This window comes from Pectobacterium sp. S5 (genome assembly GCF_051707265.1).
Classification (GTDB): Bacteria; Pseudomonadota; Gammaproteobacteria; order Enterobacterales; family Enterobacteriaceae; genus Pectobacterium; species Pectobacterium polare.
Map to the genome: position 1 here is coordinate 117,234 of NZ_JAULSZ010000007.1, position 22,255 is coordinate 139,488.

Annotated in this window: 21 protein-coding genes; 6 read left to right on the forward strand and 15 right to left on the reverse strand. The window is 54.4% G+C overall.

The window, feature by feature from the left end; genetic code table 11:
* Window positions 1–49: 49 nt before the first annotated feature.
* Complete coding sequence (gene rarD, locus QWJ20_RS20060; RefSeq protein WP_127157846.1) at window positions 50–979, forward strand: EamA family transporter RarD; 930 nt, start codon at window positions 50–52, stop codon at window positions 977–979.
* On the opposite strand, the gene QWJ20_RS20065 is transcribed toward rarD, so the two are convergent.
* From QWJ20_RS20065 to lptM, 10 genes are all read right to left on the reverse strand, one after another.
* A complete protein-coding gene (locus tag QWJ20_RS20065) occupies window positions 945–2,003 on the reverse strand; it encodes an AbrB family transcriptional regulator (RefSeq protein WP_095700857.1) in 1,059 nt (352 codons plus the stop codon). The genes rarD and QWJ20_RS20065 overlap by 35 nt on opposite strands.
* Window positions 2,004–2,212: 209 nt before the next feature.
* Window positions 2,213–3,163, reverse strand: coding sequence for a magnesium/cobalt transporter CorA (corA, locus tag QWJ20_RS20070; RefSeq protein ID WP_095700858.1), 951 nt, complete (start codon window positions 3,161–3,163; stop codon window positions 2,213–2,215).
* 166 nt (window positions 3,164–3,329) lie between these two features.
* Window positions 3,330–3,386: a YsgD/CorL family protein gene (ysgD, locus tag QWJ20_RS20075; protein ID WP_349814568.1), complete on the reverse strand. Its 57-nt coding sequence runs from the start codon at window positions 3,384–3,386 to the stop codon at window positions 3,330–3,332.
* Window positions 3,387–3,572: 186 nt separating this feature from the next.
* Window positions 3,573–4,319, reverse strand: a complete 747-nt coding sequence (locus tag QWJ20_RS20080) for a cyclase family protein (RefSeq protein WP_095700859.1) — start codon at window positions 4,317–4,319, stop codon at window positions 3,573–3,575.
* 144 nt (window positions 4,320–4,463) lie between these two features.
* The gene (uvrD, locus tag QWJ20_RS20085) at window positions 4,464–6,626 is read right to left on the reverse strand and encodes a DNA helicase II (RefSeq protein ID WP_433993323.1); all 2,163 of its coding nucleotides are present in this window, start codon (window positions 6,624–6,626) and stop codon (window positions 4,464–4,466) included.
* Window positions 6,627–6,706: 80 nt separating this feature from the next.
* Complete coding sequence (gene yigB / locus QWJ20_RS20090; protein ID WP_433993324.1) at window positions 6,707–7,423, reverse strand: 5-amino-6-(5-phospho-D-ribitylamino)uracil phosphatase YigB; 717 nt, start codon at window positions 7,421–7,423, stop codon at window positions 6,707–6,709.
* The gene (xerC, locus tag QWJ20_RS20095; protein WP_433993325.1) at window positions 7,423–8,358 is read right to left on the reverse strand and encodes a tyrosine recombinase XerC; all 936 of its coding nucleotides are present in this window, start codon (window positions 8,356–8,358) and stop codon (window positions 7,423–7,425) included. The genes yigB and xerC overlap by 1 nt, the downstream gene beginning before the upstream one ends.
* Window positions 8,355–9,059 (reverse strand): DUF484 domain-containing protein, encoded by a 705-nt coding sequence (locus tag QWJ20_RS20100; RefSeq protein ID WP_095993091.1) that lies wholly within the window; start codon window positions 9,057–9,059, stop codon window positions 8,355–8,357. The genes xerC and QWJ20_RS20100 overlap by 4 nt, the downstream gene beginning before the upstream one ends.
* Window positions 9,056–9,880: a diaminopimelate epimerase gene (gene dapF, locus QWJ20_RS20105; RefSeq protein ID WP_433993326.1), complete on the reverse strand. Its 825-nt coding sequence runs from the start codon at window positions 9,878–9,880 to the stop codon at window positions 9,056–9,058. Before dapF ends, QWJ20_RS20100 begins: the two co-directional genes overlap by 4 nt.
* 64 nt (window positions 9,881–9,944) lie before the next feature.
* On the reverse strand, window positions 9,945–10,130 hold the full coding sequence (gene lptM, locus QWJ20_RS20110) for an LPS translocon maturation chaperone LptM (RefSeq protein WP_039486713.1): 186 nt from the start codon (window positions 10,128–10,130) through the stop codon (window positions 9,945–9,947).
* Between the two features lie 59 nt (window positions 10,131–10,189).
* On the opposite strand from lptM, the gene cyaY reads away from it, so the two are divergent.
* Window positions 10,190–10,510 (forward strand): iron donor protein CyaY, encoded by a 321-nt coding sequence (gene cyaY / locus QWJ20_RS20115; RefSeq protein ID WP_433993327.1) that lies wholly within the window; start codon window positions 10,190–10,192, stop codon window positions 10,508–10,510.
* Window positions 10,511–10,544: 34 nt separating this feature from the next.
* Here cyaY and QWJ20_RS20120 read toward each other — a convergent pair whose 3' ends face one another.
* Both QWJ20_RS20120 and QWJ20_RS20125 read right to left on the reverse strand, forming a co-directional pair.
* Window positions 10,545–11,717 carry an MFS transporter gene (locus tag QWJ20_RS20120; protein ID WP_433993328.1) on the reverse strand — a complete coding sequence of 391 codons (1,173 nt, stop codon included), beginning with the start codon at window positions 11,715–11,717 and terminating at the stop codon, window positions 10,545–10,547.
* Between the two features lie 161 nt (window positions 11,718–11,878).
* On the reverse strand, window positions 11,879–14,437 hold the full coding sequence (locus QWJ20_RS20125) for a class I adenylate cyclase (protein ID WP_109412288.1): 2,559 nt from the start codon (window positions 14,435–14,437) through the stop codon (window positions 11,879–11,881).
* A 332-nt stretch (window positions 14,438–14,769) separates the two neighbouring features.
* On the opposite strand from QWJ20_RS20125, the gene hemC reads away from it, so the two are divergent.
* Genes hemC through hemY form a run of 4 tightly spaced genes read left to right on the forward strand, consistent with a single transcriptional unit; the run spans window position 14,770 to window position 18,792 of the window.
* Window positions 14,770–15,711, forward strand: coding sequence for a hydroxymethylbilane synthase (gene hemC / locus QWJ20_RS20130; protein WP_174868053.1), 942 nt, complete (start codon window positions 14,770–14,772; stop codon window positions 15,709–15,711).
* Window positions 15,708–16,448 (forward strand): uroporphyrinogen-III synthase, encoded by a 741-nt coding sequence (hemD, locus tag QWJ20_RS20135; RefSeq protein WP_174867060.1) that lies wholly within the window; start codon window positions 15,708–15,710, stop codon window positions 16,446–16,448. Before hemC ends, hemD begins: the two co-directional genes overlap by 4 nt.
* 23 nt (window positions 16,449–16,471) lie before the next feature.
* The gene (gene hemX, locus QWJ20_RS20140) at window positions 16,472–17,596 is read left to right on the forward strand and encodes a uroporphyrinogen-III C-methyltransferase (protein WP_262253960.1); all 1,125 of its coding nucleotides are present in this window, start codon (window positions 16,472–16,474) and stop codon (window positions 17,594–17,596) included.
* 2 nt (window positions 17,597–17,598) lie between these two features.
* A complete protein-coding gene (gene hemY / locus QWJ20_RS20145; protein ID WP_039486704.1) occupies window positions 17,599–18,792 on the forward strand; it encodes a protoheme IX biogenesis protein HemY in 1,194 nt (397 codons plus the stop codon).
* A 683-nt stretch (window positions 18,793–19,475) separates the two neighbouring features.
* Here hemY and QWJ20_RS20150 read toward each other — a convergent pair.
* From QWJ20_RS20150 to QWJ20_RS20160, 3 genes are all read right to left on the reverse strand, one after another.
* Window positions 19,476–20,633 carry a M20 peptidase aminoacylase family protein gene (locus QWJ20_RS20150; protein ID WP_039325746.1) on the reverse strand — a complete coding sequence of 386 codons (1,158 nt, stop codon included), beginning with the start codon at window positions 20,631–20,633 and terminating at the stop codon, window positions 19,476–19,478.
* 77 nt (window positions 20,634–20,710) lie between these two features.
* Complete coding sequence (locus tag QWJ20_RS20155) at window positions 20,711–21,472, reverse strand: amino acid ABC transporter ATP-binding protein (protein ID WP_095700869.1); 762 nt, start codon at window positions 21,470–21,472, stop codon at window positions 20,711–20,713.
* 9 nt (window positions 21,473–21,481) lie between these two features.
* Window positions 21,482–22,153, reverse strand: coding sequence for an amino acid ABC transporter permease (locus tag QWJ20_RS20160; protein WP_039486752.1), 672 nt, complete (start codon window positions 22,151–22,153; stop codon window positions 21,482–21,484).
* Between the last annotated feature and the right edge of the window lie 102 nt (window positions 22,154–22,255).

A 22,255-nucleotide genomic window follows, 5' to 3' on the forward strand; every position in this document is an offset into this window, starting at 1 on the left:
CAGTTTTGGGTAGACTTAGCGTTTTCCCGCCGTCCTTATCGAGTCACCCATGAACGCGCAACAAACCCGTGAGGGGATCTTTTTCGCCCTCGCCGCGTATTTTATTTGGGGAATTGCTCCCGTTTACTTCAAGCTACTTGAGCACGTTCCACCCAATGAAATACTGACGCACCGTATTATCTGGTCATTCTTCTTTATGCTGATCCTGCTGACGGTCGGTCGGAAATGGCGTCAGGTGAGCCTTGCCTGCCGCAACGTCAAGCATCTGTTTCTGTTGGCATTAACGGCGGTGCTTATCGGCGGGAACTGGCTGTTGTACATCTGGGCGGTCAATAATCATCACATGCTGGAAGCCAGTCTGGGGTATTTCATCAACCCGCTGGTTAACGTCATGCTGGGTATGATCTTTCTGGGCGAACGCTTTCGCCGTCTGCAATGGCTGGCCGTGTTGCTCGCCGTGACGGGCGTACTGGTTCAGCTGTGGACATTCGGCTCGCTGCCGGTTATCGCGCTCGGGCTGGCATTCAGCTTCGCGTTATACGGTCTGCTGCGTAAGAAAATTGGTATCGACGGACAAACCGGCATGCTGATCGAAACGCTGTGGCTGCTTCCGGTTGCGGTCATTTATCTGTTTTTTATTGCCGACACGCCAAGCAGCCATCTGACAGCCAACCCCTGGTCGCTGAACCTGCTGCTGATCTCGGCAGGCATCGTCACCACCGTGCCGTTGCTGTTTTTCACCTCAGCGGCGATGCGCCTGCGCCTGTCAACGCTCGGCTTCTTCCAGTATCTCGGCCCGACCATCATGTTCATGTTGGCGGTGGTGTTCTACGGTGAAACGTTCAGCAGCGACAAACTGATTACTTTTGCCTTCATCTGGGGCGCGTTGGGGCTGTTCATTCTGGATGCACTTTATACGCAGCGTAAGCTACGGCGCACGCCAGTTACAGTTTCCCAGCCTCAACACGACGGGAAATAAAGCGCGATAAGATCGGGCTGAACAGCAGCGTCGAAAACAGCCGCAGCGTCTGCATGGCGATGACAAATGCCATATCGACCCGACTGCCTGCGGCAATAATCGCAATCGAATCCAGCCCGCCGGGGCTGGTCGCCAGAAAGGCGGTCAGCATATCCACCGGCATCATTTTCGTCACCATCCACGCCATTCCGCCGCACAACAGCATCAACCCAACTATCGACGCCATCATGTGCGGCAGCGTGCGTATCGCCAGTAAAAAGATGGGGCGGGTAAAACAGAGTCCCACGCTCCAGCCAATAAAAGCATAGGCCAACGCCAGCAGCCATTCCGGCGTTTGCAGTTGCAAGGTGCCACTGGCATGCAGCATTGAGCCGATAATCATCGGCCCCAACAGCGCCCCAGATGGAATGCGCAGGCGTCTTCCCAGCCAGGCGCTGCCAAATGCCACGCCGAGCGTTGCCAGAAAGCGCCAATCCAATGCGGGAAACCAGACCAGCATCGCACTATTTTCCGCCGCTTCGTCACCCAAACTCAGGCGTGCCACGAACGCCGCCGACGCCGTGACCATCAGCACACGTAAATATTGCATGAAGGCGACCAGTCGTACGTCTGCACCGAATTCCCCAGACATCGCGACCATCGCCGACGCACCGCCCGGCGATGCCCCCCAAGTTCCGGTCGTGCCGGGCAGCTCGCTAAATTTGACCAGCAGCCAACCGGATAGCCCGCTGGCAGCCAGCGTCGCCAGCAGAATGAACAGCACCAGCGGCCATTCGCTCATCAACGGTTTCAGGATAGAAAATGACAGGCTTTGTGCGACCAGACAGCCTAGAACAGCATTGCTGCCCGCAAAGCAGACGGGCGGAATGCGAATTGTCGCACCGTTTAACCCCATGACGACGCCGACCATCATCGGCCCCAGCAACAGCGCGGCGGGAACGTGGTAAATCTGTAGCCCAAACCCAAGGGATAATGAAACCGACAGCAGCATTCCCCATTGCATCCAAGGAGACATCCCTTTCATGCACACGACCTGTTTTTAATTATAAAAAGTAAGAGTAGAAAGTAATAATCGAAAGTAAGAATAGAAAGACTGTCCGCCATTCTAAACAAGATGGCCGGAGAATGAACAGGCGCAGAAGAATAAACAGGAATAGCGAGTTGGGGAACGATAAAAGGAAGGAATATTGACGCGCCTGACGGGTCAATCCCATCAGACGCATTCGGACAGATTTAGAGCCAGTTCTTACGTTTGAAGTAGAGGTACGGCGCCAGTCCAGCGAGAATCATCAGCACAATCGCGCCCGGATAACCAAACGACCACTTCAATTCCGGCATAAATTCAAAGTTCATCCCGTAGCTGGACGCCACCAGCGTCGGTGGCAGGAACACCACGGAAACGACCGAGAAGATCTTGATAATCCGGCTCTGTTCGATGTTGATGAAGCCCATCGCCGCCTGCATCAGGAAGTTAACCTTCTGGAACAGGGATTCGTTGTGCGGCAGCAGAGATTCGATATCGCGTAAGATTTCACGCGCCTGTTCCAACTGGCCGGATGGCAGGCGGGCTTTACGCACCAGGAAATTCAGCGCACGTTGGGTATCCATCAGACACAGGCGAACTTTCCAGCCCACGTCTTCCTGTTCCGCCAGCGTGGACAACGCGTCGTCGTACTCTTCGCCCTGACGCCCTTCCATAATGATGCGGCTCAGCGATTCCAGATCGCTGTAGATGTTCTCGATTTCGTCCGCCAGTTGCTCAATTTTAGTTTCAAAGAGGTCGAGCAGCAGTTCGTAAGCATTCCCGTCTACCAGCGTTTGGTTACGGGCACGCATGCGGTACAGGCGGAACGCAGGGAGTTCACGCTCGCGCAAGGTGTACAAGCGACCATCGCGAATGGTAAACGCCACCGTCGAGTTACCCGCGTGATCGTCAGCATCTTCAAAAAAGAAAAAGGAGTGAATGTGCAGGCCGTCTTCATCTTCAAAAAAACGTGCCGATGCTTCAATGTCTTCCAGTTCAGGACGGGTGGCCAGGCTTTGTCCCAGCTCGGTTTGTACTTTTTCACGCTCATCGTCTTCCGGCTCGATCAAATCGACCCAAATTGACGTGGTGAGATCATCGGAGTCATCCAGTTCCAGACGAGATAAACGGCAATTATCCAGTTTAAATGCGCTCAGCATGGGCCATAGCTCCCCTTTCAGTAGCAGAGATGGACAACGCGATTGAAGCACAGAAACAGAGGTGAGGTGTCACCAGCAGGTTTCAGTCCGTTCGACGGATCTGACTCGTAGCGACAAAAACAGCATCGCTGACAACCACGAAGGGTATCAGCAGAGGAAGATAACCTTAGAAGTTGTACCTAATGAACAGGTTAGTGAGCCAGTATCGACTGGGTGTGTCCAAGGCGTTAGTCCTCCGAGAATAATGATGCGCGCATGTTACGCTGAGATGAAAAAGACTTCAACTTTAAAACCGCGGCTGAAACACGCTGTAAAATATTGGTCAAATGGATAAGGTTTATCCAATAAATTCGGCGCGGAAAGTGGTAAAAAACGCAGTCCTCAGAGTAAAAAGAACTGCGTTTATCTGTCAGGCGTTGTCGGGTAAATAGGCGATGGCACGGACGGGGAAGCCGGGTGCACCGGCGAAATTAGGGTAGCTGACGTGAATATAAGCGCCGGTAGACGGTAGCTGATGCAGGTTATTCAGTACTTCGACCTGCCAGGCATTTTGGTTCAGCACGAAGAACTCGCCGATAAGCCCGTTATTGCGACGGAAATCAGCGGCGGAATCCGTATCCAGCGTCTCGTGCCCGACCGCGCTAATCCCGCGTTCTTCAAACAGGAACGTCAGCGCCTCAAGCGACCACCCCGGCGTATGGCTGTTGCCTTCTTCATCTTTATTGGCGAAGGCGTCAATATCGGGCCAGCGCGTACTCCAGCCGCTGGCAAACGCGACAAAGCTGCCTGACGGAATTTCTCCATGCTCGCGCTCAAACGTCAGAATGTCATCAACCGACAGGCGGTAATCGGGATCGTGTGCGACGGCGTCTTGTTTGTGGAGCACCACCAGCGGCAGCAACAGCTCTTTATTATCAATACGATCCAGATAGCGTTTACCCGCGACAAAATGCCCCGGCGCATCAATGTGCGTCCCCGTCTGCGTCGCAAACGTCACCGCCTGCGCATAAAACCCGTGATCTTCGACGTTGAATAAGGTCTTGCGCTGCAACACGCCTTCAAACGCGCTAAAAATAGGAATCGACTCCGTCACCGTATGCGTGAGGTCGACCCATTTCTTCTTCTGTAGTTCGGCAATAATCTGGTCTAGCGTCATGGGCATGCTCCGTTTTTATTGTGATACCACACATCCATGGATACGCGGCAGGCCACCTAGCATTGTCGAAAATGACGATAAAGACTAAGACAGGGTTTTTATAAGTTATATAACCCCGTCATACACCAAGTCGCCTCGTGACGATCACACCGTTTCCAGCCGAGCATAAGCGGCAACCAGCCATTTAATGCCCTGCCCTGGAAACGCGACCTGAAGGCGGGCGTGATCGCCACTGCCTTCCAGATTCACGATCGTGCCTTCGCCGAATTTCGCATGGCGAACCCGCTGCCCTAATTTGTAGCCGCTGTCGTTTTGCGTTATCGGCGTGCCGAGGCGCTGATGATTAACCGGACGGGAGACGCTGGCGCGTAATCGCACTTCTTCAACACACTCTTCCGGCAGTTCGCCGACGAAACGGGAAGGCCGGTGATAGGCTTCTTTGCCGTATAAACGGCGGGATTCCGCGTAGGTGATCGTCAGCTTTTCCATCGCGCGCGTGACGCCGACATAAGCCAGACGACGCTCTTCTTCCAGGCGCCCGCCTTCATCCAGCGACATCTGGCTAGGGAACATGCCTTCTTCCATGCCGACGATAAACACCTGTGGGAATTCCAGCCCTTTCGCCGAGTGCAGCGTCATAAGCTGCACCGCATCCTGATTGGCGTCCGCCTGACCTTCGCCTGCTTCCAGCGCGGCATGTGACAGGAAAGCCTGAAGCGGCATCAAATCCTGATCTTCTTCCTGATAGCTGAACTGGCGCGTTGCCGTCACCAGTTCTTCCAGGTTTTCTACTCGCGCCTGCCCTTTCTCGCCTTTTTCCTGTTCGTACATGCTCCACAGGCCGGAATCCTTAATCGCCCGGTCGGTTTGAATATGCAGCGGCAGCTCAGAGGTTTCATAGGCCAGCGCATCGATCAGTTCGATAAAGCGTTGCAGCGATGCCGCCGCACGCCCAGCCAGCACTTTCTCCTGCAACAGCACTCGCGTGGATTGCCACAGCGTCAGCTGACGATCGCGCGCCGTCTGGCGCACCACATCCAGCGTGCGATCGCCGATGCCGCGCGTCGGCGTATTCACCACACGTTCGAACGCCGCATCATCGTTACGATTAGAGATCAGGCGCAGATAAGACAGCGCATCTTTAATCTCCTGACGTTCGAAGAAGCGCATGCCGCCATAGATGCGGTACGGCATACTCTGCTGCAACAGCGCTTCTTCCAGTACGCGCGACTGGGCGTTGCTCCGATACAGAATGGCGTTATCGCTCAGCGCCCCGCCATTTTCCTGCCAGGCTTTAATCCGGTTGACGACGTAACGTGCCTCATCCAGTTCGTTGAACGCGCAATACAGCGAGATGGGTTCACCTTCTGCGCCATCGGTCCACAGATTCTTGCCGAGTCGCCCGCCGTTGTGGGCAATCAGCGCATTCGCTGCTTTCAGGATATTGCTGGTCGAACGATAGTTCTGCTCCAGGCGGATCGTTTCTGCGCCGGCGAAATCTTTCAGGAACAGCTGAATATTTTCGACCTGCGCCCCGCGCCAGCCGTAAATCGACTGATCGTCATCCCCAACGATCATCACCTTGGCGCTGTCGCCCGCCAGCATATGGATCCAGGCGTACTGAATGCGGTTGGTGTCCTGAAATTCGTCCACCAGAATATTGGTAAAACGTTCGCGATAGTGGTTCAGCACATGCGGCTTGTTCAGCCACAGTTCATGCGCACGCAGCAGCAGCTCGGCGAAATCCACCAGCCCGGCGCGATCGCACGCTTCCTGATAGGCCTGATACACGCGCTGCCACGTTTGTTCGATAGGGTTGCCGTAGCTTTCAATGTGCTGCGGGCGCAGGCCTTCATCTTTCTTCCCGTTGATGAACCACATCGCCTGACGCGGCGGCCACTGTTTTTCATCCAGATTGAGCGCCCGAATCAGGCGTTTCAGCAGACGCAGCTGATCTTCGCTGTCCAGAATCTGGAAATCCTGCGGCAGATTGGCATCCATATGGTGCGCACGCAGCAGGCGGTGTGCCAGCCCGTGGAAAGTGCCAATCCACATGCCACCCTGGCTGGTGCCGATCAGGTGGTCGATACGATGGCGCATCTCCGCCGCCGCTTTGTTGGTGAACGTCACCGCCATGATGGAGTACGGCGAACAGTTTTCGACGGACAAGAGCCAGGCAATGCGATGAACCAGTACCCGCGTTTTGCCGCTGCCTGCCCCCGCCAGCACCAATAAATTGCTGCGCGGCGCGGCTACCGCGTCACGCTGTTTGTCGTTGAGGCCATCGAGCAGTTCAGAAACGTCCATAGGTACGGGTTATCCGGTGGCGGGAAACGCCGCATAAGCAAGGCATTTCCACTGGTGATTTATACAGATTAATGCCGTGATTATAGCAATGCCGACAGCGATGCCAACCGCGAAATTTCAATATGCGGCAGCAGTCGGGCGTCACCAATCTGCGTCAGGCAGCCTTCACGCAGGTTAATCCAGCAGGCCTGCATACCGCAGCGGATCGACCCTGCCACATCGGTCGTGAGATCGTCACCGACGTGCAGAATCTCATGCACAGGCAAGTTGAGCTTTTGCGCCGCCAGATGGTACATGTCACCAAACGGCTTGGCACGGCCGTGCGGGCCAGCGCGCAGGATGAAGGAAAAATAGCGATCGAGGCCAAAGCGGTGCGGCTCAGCGTTACCGTTGGTGATGGCGGCCAGCGGTACTTTCTCCGCTAACGCCGCTAACGTCTGGTGCGTTTCTTCGGTAATCGTAATTTGGCTGCGCCAGTGGGCAAAGTTTTCCATTGCCGCTGTTGCGCCATCCTTAGCCTCTGCCGCACTCAGGCCGCGCTCTAACATCGCCAGTTCAGCCGCACGGCGACGCCATTCAGTCACGTCGTGATAGATGTCCGGTTCGCGCTCAAGCAAAGTCTGGCGTAAGTTCTGAAAGTCATCGGCCTGAAAATCACGAAGCGCCGGATGATACTGTTGCAGAAAGTGGATTGACTCTTGCCCCGTGCGCCGAATGACGTCCGCGTTATCGTACAGCGTGTCATCCAGATCGAACGTGATTGCCCGGATCGGGCCAAGAGGTCGGTAAAAATGCATCAGGGTTTCCCTCGTTTGGCGCGTGGATGCGCGGCATCGTACACGGAGGCTAAATGTTGAAAATCAAGATGGGTGTAAATCTGCGTCGTGGTCAGGTTAGCGTGACCAAGCAGCTCTTGTACCGCCCGTAAATCACCGCTGGATTCCAGCATGTGCGTCGCAAAGGAGTGGCGCAATTTATGCGGATGAACATGGCTATTCACGCCCTGCTTAACCCCCCATTCAGCAAAACGCTTCTGCACGTTACGCATCGAAATGCGTCGTCCCTGATTGGAGATAAACACGGCATCATCCTGTGGGCCAAACAGCTCGCGCAGCGCCAGCCAGCGTTCCAGCCAGATTACCGCCGTTTTTCCTATCGGCAATTTGCGCTCTTTGCTGCCTTTCCCCATGACCCAGACTTCACCGCTGGCCAAATCAATATGCTGATAATCCATACCAACCAGCTCCGCCAGACGCAGCCCCGCACCGTACATCACTTCTAGCATCGTGCGGTCGCGCACCGCAAGGGGATCGTCCCAATCGATCTCCAGCAGCCGATTCACCTCATCCACGTCCATATTCTTTGGCAATGGGCGTCCGGCGCGTGGCGTGGATACCCCTTTAGCGGGGTTCGCCGCCAGCACACCGCGTGACACCATCCAGTCGAGAAAACTGCGCAGAGCCGATAAACGTAGCGCCAGACTGCTGGAATGTAGCCCATCGCGCTTACTACGGGACACCACGGAACGCACGCCAGAAGCATCCAGCTTGCGCCAGTCAGCCACACCCGCAGCGGAGAGTATCGTGATAACCGCCGACAGTTGGCGTAAATAGCTGGTCTGCGTCAGCGGGCTTAGCTGACGCTCTACTTTTAGGTAGCGCAGGAACGCATCAACATCGGTTTGTAACGGCGAAGAGGAAGGCGTTTCCGATGGCGCGGGCTGTCGGCTCATACCCGTTCAACCCAGCGCGCCAGCATCGCTGGCAGCATCATGGCCATTTGCTGAAGCAGCACCGTTCCCATGCCATCCTGATAATGATGGCTGTCGCGGCTGCTGAAAATCAGCACGCCCAAATCGTGATGATTTCCCATCAGCGATAGCGCGACCGACCCAACCTGTCTGGCCTGCGGCAGCAGAAGCAACAGCTCCGGCCCGTTCAGGCTGCCAAGATAGTGGTTACTTTGTCCGAAGCGCTGAATGCGCAGCGGCTCAAAGGTGGAGCGGTTTAGCCCAAGGTGGGTAAAACCAGAAGGCGCACCAAGGCGCCATTTATCGCTAAACAGACGAACCGTTGCCCCCGCCAGACCAAGCTGACGCGCCCAGCGCTGCAAGCGTTCCAACATGTCCGTCAGGCTGTCCGCCGACGCCAATTCAGTTTGTAACCCAAGCAGGCGATTGAACAGCACTTCGTTCGCCCCCGCCTGCTCCATCAACAGCGTGATTTCTTCCTCAAGCTGAGTAATGTGGTTACGCTGACGTGCCAGCTGCCATTCTACCAGCGACACGGTTCCCCTGACGGGGTGAGGAATGCGCATCTGCTCGACGGGACGCGCATTGCGGATAAAAAAATCAGGATTCTGTTGCAGGAACTGCAAAACCATCTCGTCACTGAGTGCGATCTCGCGCTCTGCCTGTTCCTCGACATTCTTCATAAATGAATAAATCCATCGTAGACATGCGTTGCAGGCCCGGTCATGAATAACGGATGTCCCGGCCCATCCCACTGGATATCCAACTCCCCGCCCGGCAGAGATACGCGAACGTTCGCGGACAATAATCCCTGCTGGATCCCTACCGCCACGGCAGCACACGCGCCGCTACCGCACGCCTGTGTTTCTCCCGCACCGCGTTCGTACACCCGCAGACGGACAGTGTGGCTATCAACAATTTGCATAAAACCGATGTTGGCACGCTCGGGAAAACGCTCGTGGCTTTCCAGCAGCGGCCCCAGCGTTTCCACCTTCGCCGTGTCCACATCCTCAACCTGAATCACACAGTGCGGGTTGCCCATCGACACCACACCACACAGCACCGTGTGCTCTTCGGCACGCATGATGTAGGTTTTCTCCGCTTTGACCGCGCGGAAAGGCACCTGTTGCGGCTCGAAATTCGGTTCGCCCATGTTGACGCGCACCAGTTCGTCATCGGTCACCGACAGCACCATCCGGCCTGTCTGCGTACTGACGGCAATATCACGCTTGTTGGTCAACCCTTTCAGGCGAACAAAGCGAGCAAAGCAGCGCGCGCCATTGCCGCACTGCGCCACTTCGCTGCCATCCGCGTTAAAAATGCGGTAATGAAAATCCAGTTCAGGATCGTAGGGTGGCTCGACGACCAGCAGTTGGTCAAACCCTACACCACAGTGTCGATCCGCCAAACGGCGAATCAATTCGGGTGAAAAATAAACGTTTTGCGTAACGGCATCAACAACCATGAAATCGTTGCCTAACCCGTGCATCTTAGCGAACTGCATTATCCTGACTCCCCCGCTTGCTTAACCGGGCGCGTGACCTGTTATTGATTACTGTCGTCACGCATTAAGGACGCATTGACGTTTTCTTTTGCGGCGGCTGGTTCTCATTTTGCTGAGTCGTTGACGCACCGGATTTACCATCGGTAGGCATATAAAGCGGCCCTTTCAGACCACAGCCGAATAAACTCACTACTGATAACACCAGAAAAAACTGGCGAAACACGTTTTTCATCACGTTAAGACCTGTCATTAATACTCGTATGCTCTCTATAATCGCAGGTGGATCATGAAAATCAATAGGAATCGAAAATGAACGATAGCGAGTTCCACCAATTAGCCGACGAACTCATGCTTCAGTTGGAAGAAACGCTGGATCAGTTTGAGGGTGATGCCGACATCGATTACGAAACCAACGGCGGCGTGATGACGCTGAGTTTTGAAAATGGCAGCAAAATCGTGATTAATCGGCAGGAGCCGCTGCACCAAATCTGGCTGGCGACCAAAGCAGGCGGTTACCATTTCAACCTTCAGGAAGAACGTTGGGTATGCGCTCGCAGCGGTGAAGATTTTATCGCGCTGCTGTCAGCAGCCTGCTCGGATCAGGCCGGGGAAACCGTTCACTTCGGGTAACAGCCTTTTCAACGGGCTCGCGGCGCGCCACACATCAGCGCCGTCCCAGAATTATCAGCCCCAGAACCAGCAACAACAGCATGCCGATACCTACCATATTGACCATCGGCCAGCCGCTGGTCAGCGCCATCAGGCTGCCAGCAGACAGCGACGCCAGCGCGTTAGGCACGTAAATCACCAACGAGTTAATCCCCTGCAAACGCGATTTATGCACTGAATGGGTAAACGCGTTCAGCATGAATGTCCCGCCGTTGAACATAAACGCCCACCCGATACCGAACAGCATCAGCGCAAACAGGAAGTGCCAGAACGTCAAACCGCTCAGCGCGACCGCCACCCCGACGACGTTACATACCATGCCAATCACCACGACCTGAATTGGCGTCAGTCGTTTCGCCAACAGCACTAACAGCAGCGCAGGCGCATACATGGCCACAAAATGCCATTGCAAAACCGTCGCACTGTGGCTGACGGAAAAGTGGTGTTGGTGCATTGCCAGCGGCACGGAGTTCATCAATAGCGTCATCACCACAAATCCGACGGAACAGCTTGCCGTTCCCAATACAAACGCCCGGCTTTTCAGAATCGCCGCCAGCGGTTCACTACGCTGGGCGCTGGGCGTGGTAACGGACATTGGAGGCAGTTTAAGGCCAAGCAACAGCAGAGACGTGATAACACAGATGAAGGCCGCCGCGATAAAGCTGCCGAGAAACGGGTACGATGCCCAAATCTGAGAAGACTGGCTCGCCGCGAACGGGCCGAGAAAACCGCCCAAGATACCGCCGCTGATCACCCATGAGATCGCACGATTTTTCTGCTGATTATCGGTAAATATCTCAGCCGCAGCGAAGCGATAATACTGATTGAAGGCGCAGGACATCCCCAGCACAAACGTTGAAAACACAAAGAGGGAGAAGCTGTGTAGCAGAATCGCCAGCGCCGCCAACAGCGCGCCCGCCAGCCCGATCAGCGTGCCGATGATGAACGCATTGCGCCTGCCATATTTTGTCATCAGCGACGAAACGGTATAGATCATCAGCGCCGCACCGCACACCGTCGCGGTAATCGGTAGCGTGGTCAACAGCGGAACGGGCGTCATCGATACGCCAACCAGTGTGGAACACAGCGTCATCAGGGAAATAATACTGCCGGTCAGCCCTTGTCCGAGCGCCAGCAGTATCAGGTTTCGGCGTTGCAACGAGTCCATCAATACATCCCTTTCTGAATACGCTGAAAGCCGAGTACATACCCGTCATACTTCAAGTTGCATGTGCGTTGGCTTCACCCCTTCGGGGTCAGCGCAAGCGCTGTTCAAAAACGCCTTGCCGTTTTTGTCCTGAAACTCGAATTATTTAGGGTATAGAGTGGTTATAGAATCTGTAACCGCTGCTTCATCGTCATCACCTCATCATCCACCACAGGCGTAATGCACAGATGAGAAAGTGCGCTGCTGCGGAACGGGATCACCTGCGTGCGGCCGTCCAGCTGTACGATTTGGTAGAACTGCGGCAGGTTGAAATTGATAAAGCTGGAACCGTAGGTAAAGCGATCGTGCGAAGACGAATAGAAGCGGCTGACATCGCGCACCAGCTCTTCTTTACTGCCTTCACAATGGTGATACACCTCAACGCGATTCGACTCATCCAGAATATAGATATTAAAGCCCTGATTTTCTGTCAGATCTTCAAAGAAGAACTGGATGATCCCTTCGCTGGCGACGCCATCGACCACTGGCGGTAAATGCACGTGGTTGGTTTCAACCTGAACTGGCTGGCCTTGCAGTTTGTTGTTGGAAATCGCGCCATAAAACTCGACCGCATTTTCCAGCTTCTGCACCGATACACTCAGCCGCTCGAAGAACAAGCCCCAGGTTTGTCCTGCCACTTTCACCGCTTTGAAGCGCCCTGGCTCCTGCTGACGCGTACTGGTCAAGCGCAGCTCAATGCATTCGGACACCAGTTGCTGCACACGGGTACGAATCAGCCCGCGCAGGTGCTGGCTGTAGCAGAAGACTTCCAGCGATTCCGGCAGCGCCGCATCCTGATGCATTTTGCCCAGAATGGTTTTCAGCGCTTCCAACACCGCCTGTTCGCCGCTGAAATGCAGCGTACGGACTTCGTTCCACGAGTTGCGGTACAGCAGGTCGATACTGCCAACCAGACACTGCTGCTGCTGGCCGAAGCTAAAGACATCCAGATGACGGAAATCGAAATGCACCACCTGATTGCGGAAGGCCGCCGTCGGATCGTGTTCCAGATTGACGATAATCGCCAAATGACGAATTTCACACGGGCTGTACAGCGCCTTCGGCGTGGGGGCAGGCAGACGCAGCGGGAAGTGGCTGGCTACGTCGTCCACCAGCGCTTGCAGGCGCGTGATGTCACACAGCTCGTTGCCTTTAATGTGCAGGCGCGTGCTCGGCGTCAGCAGGCCGTTAAAATATGCCCACGCCACCAGTTTGTTCAGATAGCGGTTATATTCCAGCGGCTGATGACTGACGATCGCATCCATCGACGGTGCCTGATTGTACAGGTACCAGCCGGAACGGTTCGCACGACCCGCAGGAACATAGATAAAGGTTAAATTCGGCTCTGACAAATCGGGCGAAATTTGTGGGTTCAGCAGGGTAACTTTACCCGGCAGCGCTTCAAACGCAGCGTACAGTTTACGGGTCAACACACCGATATCCTGTGGGCTGGCGCTGACGCTCAGATTATTGCGGCGGGCGAAGCGAATCAGGTTGCGATAGGTCTGCATCATCGCATCCAACAGCTCATTATGTGCTTCGCGTACCTGTTCGATTTTCCAGTTAGCGCGGTTATCCAGCATAGCAAGATGCTCGTCGCTCCATCCCCATTCTTGCACCAGCTGGCTCAGAATCTGGCGACGCCAGCCGACACAGGCTTTTTCTCTGGAGAGTTTTTCACAGACTTTTAAGTAGAAACATCGACGCGCCAGATCGAGGCGCGTGGGATCGTTGATCGCCGTCAGGTAGTGCGTCACGCGATCCAGCATCATGCAGTAAGGATCAAGACCGAAAGAGACGATCTCACCGTCATGCAGGCGTTTTTTAATTTCTTTCGACAGCAGGCTGGTATCCGGGTATTCCCAGGAATAGGCTTCCAACAGCAGTGTTTTCAGTACGGCTTTATAGGGGGAATCGATGCTTTTATAGAGCTGCCAGAGACTCGCGCCGAAATACTCTTCCGCCGACAGCGTGCTTAAGCCGCCCAAATCCATCCACTCGTTCGGTGCCAGCGCGCCCTGCGAGTACAGCGACAGCACATATTCGTCGTAGTGAGATTCTTCCTCGACCGGCACCATATTCCACAGAATACGTTTACCCGCCATACGCACGGCGGTACGGTAGAATTCATCGAGTAATAGAATGTGCTGCATGGTGCCGCAGTCTTCACCGCTCAGGCTACCGCTTTCATTGTGGCGGAAACGGCTTTCATCCATCAGGAAGAAGCTGACCTCAGCGCCCTGCGCCGCAGCCCACTGCTCAAGCAGCGTACATTTCTTCTGTAGGAGTTGGCGTTCTTCGCTATCCAGCCAGGATTGGTGGCACACCCAGATATCGAGATCGGAGCTACAGCTCTGCCCGATAGACGAGGTGCTTCCCATTGAATAGATGCCCGTGATCGGCAGTTCGCCCTGTGGATGAGAACAGTCAAACGGACCCCAGCGCAACGCGATGCCATCGAGGTACTGTTGCTGCTTTTCATCAGGCGTGTGAGTGCAGATACCGTGAGGCACCTTGCCTTCAAGGTAGCCTGGCATCAACGGGTGATGATGATGTAATAAAATGGGCAGAAGACTGTAAACCTGCTGAAAAGCGGGTTTCATTGCTCCCAGAGCACGGTCAACACGCAGTTGGTTGATCGCATCCAGTCTTTGCTTCAAAGTCTCGATGTAGAAGTACAAGACGTTTCGCCTGATTTATCCCAGTGCCTAGAAAAACCCCGTGTTCCAAATCCGCATGATGAAATTAGAAGAATGTTTAGCGAATTATTGCTGGAAACGTGATCAATTTAACACCTTGCTGATTGGGCGTAAAGAAAGTAAAGAAAGTTAGACTTACCTATCTTGCTTTATTACGAATTTACCTACCCGACTGCATCAGCACGGCTTCTTTACTCGACTTGCGGCACCCGAATTTCAGACCGTTTTAAAAGGCGCGCCGCTAATGCCCACAACCTGACACCAACGCACCATCAATGATACGATGGCGGAAAATGATAAAAACGGTATCAAGCATGTTAGCCAATATTATTAGAATTGCCACCCGACAAAGCCCGCTCGCCCTATGGCAAGCACGATATGTTCAGCAGTGTTTAAACCACCTCTACCCGGATTTACACGTGGAGCTGGTGCCGATGGTAACCCGCGGCGACATCATTCTGGATACGCCACTGGCAAAGGTCGGCGGTAAAGGATTGTTTGTTAAAGAACTGGAATTGGCGCTGCTTGAAGGGCGCGCTGATATCGCCGTCCACTCCATGAAAGATGTGCCCGTCGAATTCCCAGACGGCCTCGGCCTGACCACCATTTGCGAACGCGACGACCCGCGCGACGCTTTTGTTTCCAATCATTACGACAGCCTCGATCAATTACCGGAAGGCAGCTGTGTCGGCACCTCTAGCCTGCGCCGCCAGTGCCAGCTACGCGCCCGACGTCCCGATCTGGTGATTCGAGATTTACGCGGCAATGTCGGCACCCGCCTGTCAAAACTGGATAACGGTGACTATGACGCCATTATTCTTGCTGTCGCCGGCCTAAAACGCCTCGGACTTGAAGAACGCATCCGCTGTGCGTTAAGCCCAGAAGAATCTCTGCCTGCCGTCGGACAAGGTGCTATCGGCATCGAATGCCGTTTGGATGACGAACATGTCCGCCAACTCCTCGCTCCGCTCAATCACGCCGCTACCGCTGCCCGCGTATGGGCTGAACGCGCCATGAATGTACGCCTTGAAGGCGGCTGTCAGGTGCCGATTGGCAGCTATGCCGAACTGGAAGGCGACACGCTGTGGCTGCGTGCGCTGGTTGGCGCGCCGGACGGCAGCCAAATGATCGTCGGTGAACGTAAAGGAAGCGTCTCCGATGCCGAACAAATCGGCATTGCACTGGCTGAAGAGCTGTTAGCAAAAGGAGCCAGCGCCATCCTTCAAGCCGTTTATCAAGGGTCAAGCTCATCATGACTATTCTGGTTACCCGTCCGTCACCAACTGGCGAACAACTGGTGACCCGTTTAAGAAAGCTCGGCTATAACGCCTGGCACAGCCCGCTGATCGAGTTTTCACCCGGACGAGAACTCGCCAGCCTGCCTTCACTATTACAGGCACTGAGCGCCGACGATTTGGTGTTTGCGCTCTCACAACACGCCATTCATTACGCCGATCCGATGCTGGCACGTTCGGATATCAGCTGGCCTGCCCATCTCGCTTATTACGCTATCGGCCGCACCACCGCGCTGGCGCTGCATAAAATCAGCGCACACCCGGTAACGTATCCGCCTGAGCGCGAAACCAGCGAAACGCTCCTACAACTTCCTGACTTGCAAGATGTTTCCGGTAAACGCGCGCTATTGCTGCGCGGCAACGGCGGCAGGGAACTGCTGGGAGAAACGCTAACCGAACGCGGCGCACAGGTGACCTACTGTGAATGTTATCAGCGCAGAGACGTTCACTATGACGGGCTAGAGCAAAGCCGCCATTGGCAACAAATAGGCATCGACAAACTGGTGATTACCAGCGGAGAAATGCTACAACGGATCTATACTTTAGTACCTGATTACTATCGGGCTTCCTGGTTACTCGGCTGCCAGCTGATCGTCGTCAGCGAACGGCTGGCAGAACAAGCTCGTCAGCTTGGCTGGCGTGATATCCGAGTGGCCGATAACGCCGATAACGATGCGCTCGTGCGCGCACTACAATAAACCTGATCATGGGATGTACCATTATGACGGAACACAATACCCCCACAGCTCCATCCGACGAGGTTGCTGAACGGGTTGAACCCGCGCATCAGCAGCAGGATCCTGCACCGCAGCCCAAACGTAGCGGTGCTGTGCTCGGGGCGATCGCGATTGTGATTGCGCTGGCAATAGGCGCGGGCTTGTACTACCACGGCCACCAGCAGGCGCAGAAAGAAACCGCTGCGCTGCAACGTCTGGAAGCGCAGTTCAACACATTGCAGCAACAGCATAAGCAAGAGCAGCAGCAGTGGCTGGACGCTCAACAGCAGCAAAGCAAAGTACAAGACACGGCCGCACAGCGTCTTGAGGCACTAACGCGTCAGTCGGACGAGCTGCGCGATAAGCTGGCGGCGCTTTCTAGCCATGACACCAATACCTGGCTGATCGCTCAGGCAGATTTTCTGGTGAAACTGGCAGGACGCAAGCTGTGGAGTGACAAAGACGTCACCACCGCAGGCGCATTGCTGAAAAGCGCGGACGCTAGCCTGGCGGAAATGAACGATCCCAGCCTGATAGAAATCCGCCGTGCGCTGACCAACGATATCGGTGCACTGGCAGGCGTGAGTCAGGTCGATTTTGACGGCATCATCCTTAAAGTAAATCAGCTCACCGATCAGCTGGATAACTTACAGCTCGCCGACAACAACACTGATGAAGCGCCGATGGACGCCAACAGCACAGAGCTGTCCGCTTCCTTGAGCGAGTGGCGACAAAATCTAAGCAAGAGCTGGCACAATTTCCTGGCTGATTTTATCACCATTCGCCGCCGCGACAGCGCTGCCGAACCGCTGCTGGCACCGAATCAGGATGTGTATCTGCGCGAGAATATCCGTTCACGTCTGCTGGTTGCCGCACAGGCGATTCCTCGCCACCAGAATGAAGTGTACAAACAGTCGCTGGAAACGGCAGCAACCTGGGTTCGCGCCTACTTTGATACCACCGACCCCACGACGCAGGCCTTTTTAGATCAGCTCGATGCCTTAAGCCAGCAGTCGGTTTCACTGGATGTCCCAACGGAGCTACAAAGTCAGGCGCTGTTGGAAAAACTGATGCAAACGCGCGTTCGTAACCTACTGGCTCAGGCGCCAGCCACACAGCAAGGGGAATGAGCATGCTAAAAGTCTTATTGCTGTTCCTGATCCTGATCGCCGGCATCGTGATCGGCCCGATCGTCGCAGGTCACCAAGGCTACGTCCTGATCCAAACGGATAACTACGATATTCAAACCAGCGTGACCGGCCTGGTCATTATGCTGGTACTGTTCTTTCTCGCCTTTTTGGCGGTGGAATGGGTGCTCCGCCGGATCTTTCGTACCGGATCCCGCACGCGCGGCTGGTTCCTCGGCCGCAAACGCACCCGCGCCAGAAAACAGACCAAAGCCGCGCTGCTCAAGCTGGCCGAGGGCGATTATTTACAGGTAGAAAAGCTACTGACGCGCAATGCCGATCATGCCGAGCAGCCCGTGGTTAACTACCTGCTGGCAGCCGAAGCCGCCCAGCAGCGCGGTGACGAGTTCCGCACCAAGCAATATCTGGAGCGTGCCGCCGAGGTTGCAGATACCGATCAGCTTCCGGTAGATATTACGCGCGTGCGTATTCAGCTTGCGCGTAATGAAGATCATGCTGCACGTCACGGCGTGGACAAACTGCTGGAGGTTGCGCCCCGCCATCCTGAGGTACTGCGTTTAGCGGAGCAGGCCTTCCTGCGTACTCACGCCTACAGCGCGCTGCTGGATATTCTGCCTGCGATGCGCAAGATCAATCTGTACCCTGAAGAACGTTTGCTGGATCTACAGCAGCAGGCCTATATCGGCCTGATGAATCAGGCGATGGCGGATGGTGGCAGCGAAGGGTTGAAATCATGGTGGAATAATCAGAGCCGCAAAGTACGTCATGAAATCCCACTCCAGGTCGCGATGGTTGAGCATTTGATCGAGTGTGACGATCATGATACTGCTCAGAAGATCATTCTCGACGGCCTCAAACGCCAATATGACGAACGCTTGATCCTGCTGATGCCACGCCTCAAAGCTGGTAATCCAGAACAGCTGGAAAAAGTGCTGCACCAGTACATCAAGCAGCAAGGCGCTACTGCGCTGTTGAGCAGTACGTTAGGTCAGTTGCTGATGAAACACGGCGAATGGCAGCAGGCCAGCGATGCTTTCCGCACCGCATTGGAATTACGGCCGGACGCTTATGATTATGCTTGGCGCGCCGATGCACTAGATCGGTTGCATCTGCCGGATGAAGCGGCCCAAATGCGGCGCGAAGGGCTGTTACTCACGCTACAGCAGCCTGCCAGCTAATCACTACGTTATCCCTTTCATAAGGCTCCTTTTTGGAGCCTTATTCTTTTGTATGACCCGTCCTGAATGGCCCAACAGAAGGCGGTTACCGGACATTTTCCTCAGACGAAAAAAAACGCTTACCGATAAACGGTAAGCGTTGAAAATATCAGGTCTGTCAGACAACAGAATGGTGCCTCACTCAACGTTATGTCCGGAAGGCCCGATGGAGATTTGCATCTTCATCTGGAGTTGGACGATAGGCACCTCAAATTGGCTCTGCGTCATTCCCAGGATTATGAAGCCGAAGCAAGCATAGAAGGTGGAATGAGCATCTACCCGCTTATTTAAGCACAAATTATGCCAACATGCATAATTTTATTATCACCAGCTCATGAAATCGCGATAACCAGCTAATAATAAATAATATTTTTATTTATCGACTAGGAGAAGACCTAAGACACGTTAGGCGGCAAAAACGAGATCGCGCTCACAAAACCTGTCGCCATTCAGAGACGAATTTATCGAATAAAATATTAATCATTATTAATCAATGAATTAAATGTCTCTTTTTTGCGACAGCAGACCCCCTCAAGTGTCGTGTTTTTCCGACAGTCCCATTAAAGCTGTTGATTCAATTTAAAAAAGGGGAAATATCCGCGCCGGGAAACCGACGCGGACAGGATTGGCTTAATGAGAGGAGATTAACGGGAGGACAGCTGTTCTAAACTCTGCTTCGCTACCTGATACAGATAGTGCGCGGTCGGGAACAGCGCGCTGTCATCAACGCGGAATTTTGGGTGGTGCAGCGCATACGGTCCGCCGGAGCCGACCATCATGAACGTACCCGGCAATTTCTGCTGATAGAACGCGAAATCTTCACCAATCGGGCTGGCTTCCACGCGGCGCGCTTCAAACCCTTCGTCACTCGCCACATTCAGCGCAAACTCAACCCACTCCGGCGTGTTGATCACCGACGGTGGCCCTGCATGCCACAGGAACTCAATTTCTGCGCCAAAGGTGCTGGCGATACCTGCAACAATCTGACGGAAACGCTGTTCAATCAAATCACGCGCGGCCTGATTGAACGTTCTGACCGTACCTTCAACATAGGCAGTGTCCGGGATAACGTTCCAGGTGCTGCCGCTATGTACCTGGGTAATCGACACCACCGCGTTATTATCGGACGATACCGTGCGGCTGATGATGGTCTGTACGGCAGAAATCAGCTGGCCCAGAATGATAATCGGATCGTTACCTTCATGCGGCTTCGCAGCGTGACAGCCTTTCGCTGCGATCTTGATCTCAAAGCGATCAACGCCCGCCGTTAATGCACCGTCTTTCCCACCGATGACGCCAACAGGCAGCGTCGGATCGTTGTGAATGCCAAAAATCGCTACCGCATTGTCCAACGCGCCAACGGCGATAACTTCCGGCGCGCCCAGCCCGGTCTCTTCAGCGGCCTGGAACAAAATTCGCACTGTGCCTTTCAGCTCCGGCTCGATTTTCTTCAGCAGAATCGCCGCGCCCAGCGCAGCGGAAGAGTGAAAATCATGACCGCAGGCGTGCATCACGCCTTTGTTGAGTGACGTAAATTCTACGCCGGATTCTTCTTCAATCGGCAGGGCATCAATATCAGAACGAACCACGACCAGTGGACCATCCTGTAAGCCGCCGACTTCCGCGACCAGCCCGGTTTTCAGCGGCAGGTCGAGGACACGAATGCCCTCTTTTTCCAATACCGCACGAATCTTCTTCGTGGTCTCGAACTCCTGATTCGACAGTTCAGGATTGCGGTGTAAATCGTGGCGAAATGCCTGAATAAACTGAGCCAGAGGCTCGTGCTGAGGTGCTGTTCTCATGAATACTTGCTCCACATTATCGTGCCCTGCCTAACAGGGCTGCCTTGTTCAGGCGTGCAGGTGTGTCTACGTATGCGTTAAATATCGTACTCAAGCGGCTCAGGCAGCTTGGTCAACTGACGCAGGAAACGCTGGGTTTGCGGGTTATCCGAGAAGCTAATCACCTGCTCCGCCGGACCTTCCTCAACGATATGACCGTCTGCCATGAAGATCACTCGGTCTGCCACTTCTTTCGCAAACTGCATTTCATGGGTGACAATCACCATCGTGGTGTCGTTTTTCGCCAGCTTCTGAATCACCTGAAGCACTTCGTGTACCCTTTCTGGGTCAAGCGCCGAGGTCGGTTCATCAAACAAAATCGCCTTCGGATCCACCGCCAGCGCCCGCGCAATACTCACGCGCTGCTGCTGCCCGCCGGATAGCGTCACCGGATACTGTGCCGCCTGCGGCAGCAAACCGACCTGCTCCAGCAAAGCCAGACCGATTTCATTCGCCTGCTGCTTCGGCATTTTTTTCACGACAATCAGCGCTTCCGTCACGTTTTCCAGAGCCGTCTTGTTCTTAAACAGGTTGTAACTTTGGAACACCATCGCCGTCTGACGGCGCAGCGCATAGGCCTCTTTAGCGGAGTAACGACGCGTATCCAGCGTTTGTTCGCCAATTTCAATCGTGCCCGACTCTGGCGTTTCCAGCAGGTTCAGACAGCGCAGCAGCGTGGATTTACCTGAACCAGATGGACCGATAATCGCCACGACTTCGCCTTTCGCGATATCCAGACTAATGTTGTCCAACACCACCTGATCGCCAAAGCGTTTAGAAAGATTCTTTACACTGATCATGTCAGCCCCTTATCGCTGTAGCGAGTGATTCAGTTTCTTCTCCAGCTGTTTTTGCAGCCAGGCGTAAACAACAATCACCATCCAGTAAATCAGACCCACAACCAGGAAGGTCTCAAAGAAACGCAGAGATTCAGCGGCAATCATTTTGCCTTCCGCGAACAGTTCGGAGACACCCAGCGCAAAGGCCACCGAGGTATCTTTAATCAGGGAGATGAAAGTGTTCCCCGTCGCGGGCAGCGCATTCAGCATGGCCTGAGGCAACACGATGCGGCGATAAACCTGTGCTTTACTCATGCCAATGGATAGGCCCGCTTCCGTCTGACCGAAATCCACCGAGGCCAAGCCCGCACGGAAAATCTCAGCCATATAGGCGGATGTTTTCAGGCTAAAGCCGATAATCGCGGCCGTCATTGCATCCAGATTGGATAAACCGGGGAATAGCTGCGGCAGGCCGAAGTAGATAATAAACAGCTGAACCAGCGACGGAATGCCGCGGAACAGCGAGATATACAGTTCGACGATTTTTACGACCACGACGATCTTGCTTTCACGGACTAACGCCAGAAGAAGGCCGAGCACCATAGCAAAAAACATCGAAACCACGGCGAGGAACAGCGTGGTTGGCAAATACATTAATACCTGGGGAAAGACCTTTAGCAGGTAGGCAAGATCGATATTCATGAGTAATACCATTAATGCTTCCACCGGCCATATTGCGCCGGTGGAACGGGTTATAACTATTTGCTACATAACGAACCATCTAGCTACATAACAAATCATCTG

Bases quoted from the DNA above. Each gene is read 5' to 3' on its own strand.
- hemC (WP_174868053.1), top strand. From the start codon at position 14,770: ATGTTAGCCAATATTATTAGAATTGCCACCCGACAAAGCCCGCTCGCC.
- QWJ20_RS20120 (WP_433993328.1), bottom strand. From the start codon at position 11,717: ATGGACTCGTTGCAACGCCGAAACCTGATACTGCTGGCGCTCGGACAA.
- hemD (WP_174867060.1), top strand. From the start codon at position 15,708: ATGACTATTCTGGTTACCCGTCCGTCACCAACTGGCGAACAACTGGTG.
- rarD (WP_127157846.1), top strand. From the start codon at position 50: ATGAACGCGCAACAAACCCGTGAGGGGATCTTTTTCGCCCTCGCCGCG.
- corA (WP_095700858.1), bottom strand. From the start codon at position 3,163: ATGCTGAGCGCATTTAAACTGGATAATTGCCGTTTATCTCGTCTGGAA.
- uvrD (WP_433993323.1), bottom strand. From the start codon at position 6,626: ATGGACGTTTCTGAACTGCTCGATGGCCTCAACGACAAACAGCGTGAC.
- hemX (WP_262253960.1), top strand. From the start codon at position 16,472: ATGACGGAACACAATACCCCCACAGCTCCATCCGACGAGGTTGCTGAA.
- QWJ20_RS20160 (WP_039486752.1), bottom strand. From the start codon at position 22,153: ATGAATATCGATCTTGCCTACCTGCTAAAGGTCTTTCCCCAGGTATTA.
- QWJ20_RS20100 (WP_095993091.1), bottom strand. From the start codon at position 9,059: ATGAAGAATGTCGAGGAACAGGCAGAGCGCGAGATCGCACTCAGTGAC.
- dapF (WP_433993326.1), bottom strand. From the start codon at position 9,880: ATGCAGTTCGCTAAGATGCACGGGTTAGGCAACGATTTCATGGTTGTT.
- xerC (WP_433993325.1), bottom strand. From the start codon at position 8,358: ATGAGCCGACAGCCCGCGCCATCGGAAACGCCTTCCTCTTCGCCGTTA.
- QWJ20_RS20150 (WP_039325746.1), bottom strand. From the start codon at position 20,633: ATGAGAACAGCACCTCAGCACGAGCCTCTGGCTCAGTTTATTCAGGCA.
- QWJ20_RS20155 (WP_095700869.1), bottom strand. From the start codon at position 21,472: ATGATCAGTGTAAAGAATCTTTCTAAACGCTTTGGCGATCAGGTGGTG.
- lptM (WP_039486713.1), bottom strand. From the start codon at position 10,130: ATGACAGGTCTTAACGTGATGAAAAACGTGTTTCGCCAGTTTTTTCTG.
- yigB (WP_433993324.1), bottom strand. From the start codon at position 7,423: ATGCATTTTTACCGACCTCTTGGCCCGATCCGGGCAATCACGTTCGAT.
- QWJ20_RS20065 (WP_095700857.1), bottom strand. From the start codon at position 2,003: ATGAAAGGGATGTCTCCTTGGATGCAATGGGGAATGCTGCTGTCGGTT.
- hemY (WP_039486704.1), top strand. From the start codon at position 17,599: ATGCTAAAAGTCTTATTGCTGTTCCTGATCCTGATCGCCGGCATCGTG.
- QWJ20_RS20080 (WP_095700859.1), bottom strand. From the start codon at position 4,319: ATGACGCTAGACCAGATTATTGCCGAACTACAGAAGAAGAAATGGGTC.
- cyaY (WP_433993327.1), top strand. From the start codon at position 10,190: ATGAACGATAGCGAGTTCCACCAATTAGCCGACGAACTCATGCTTCAG.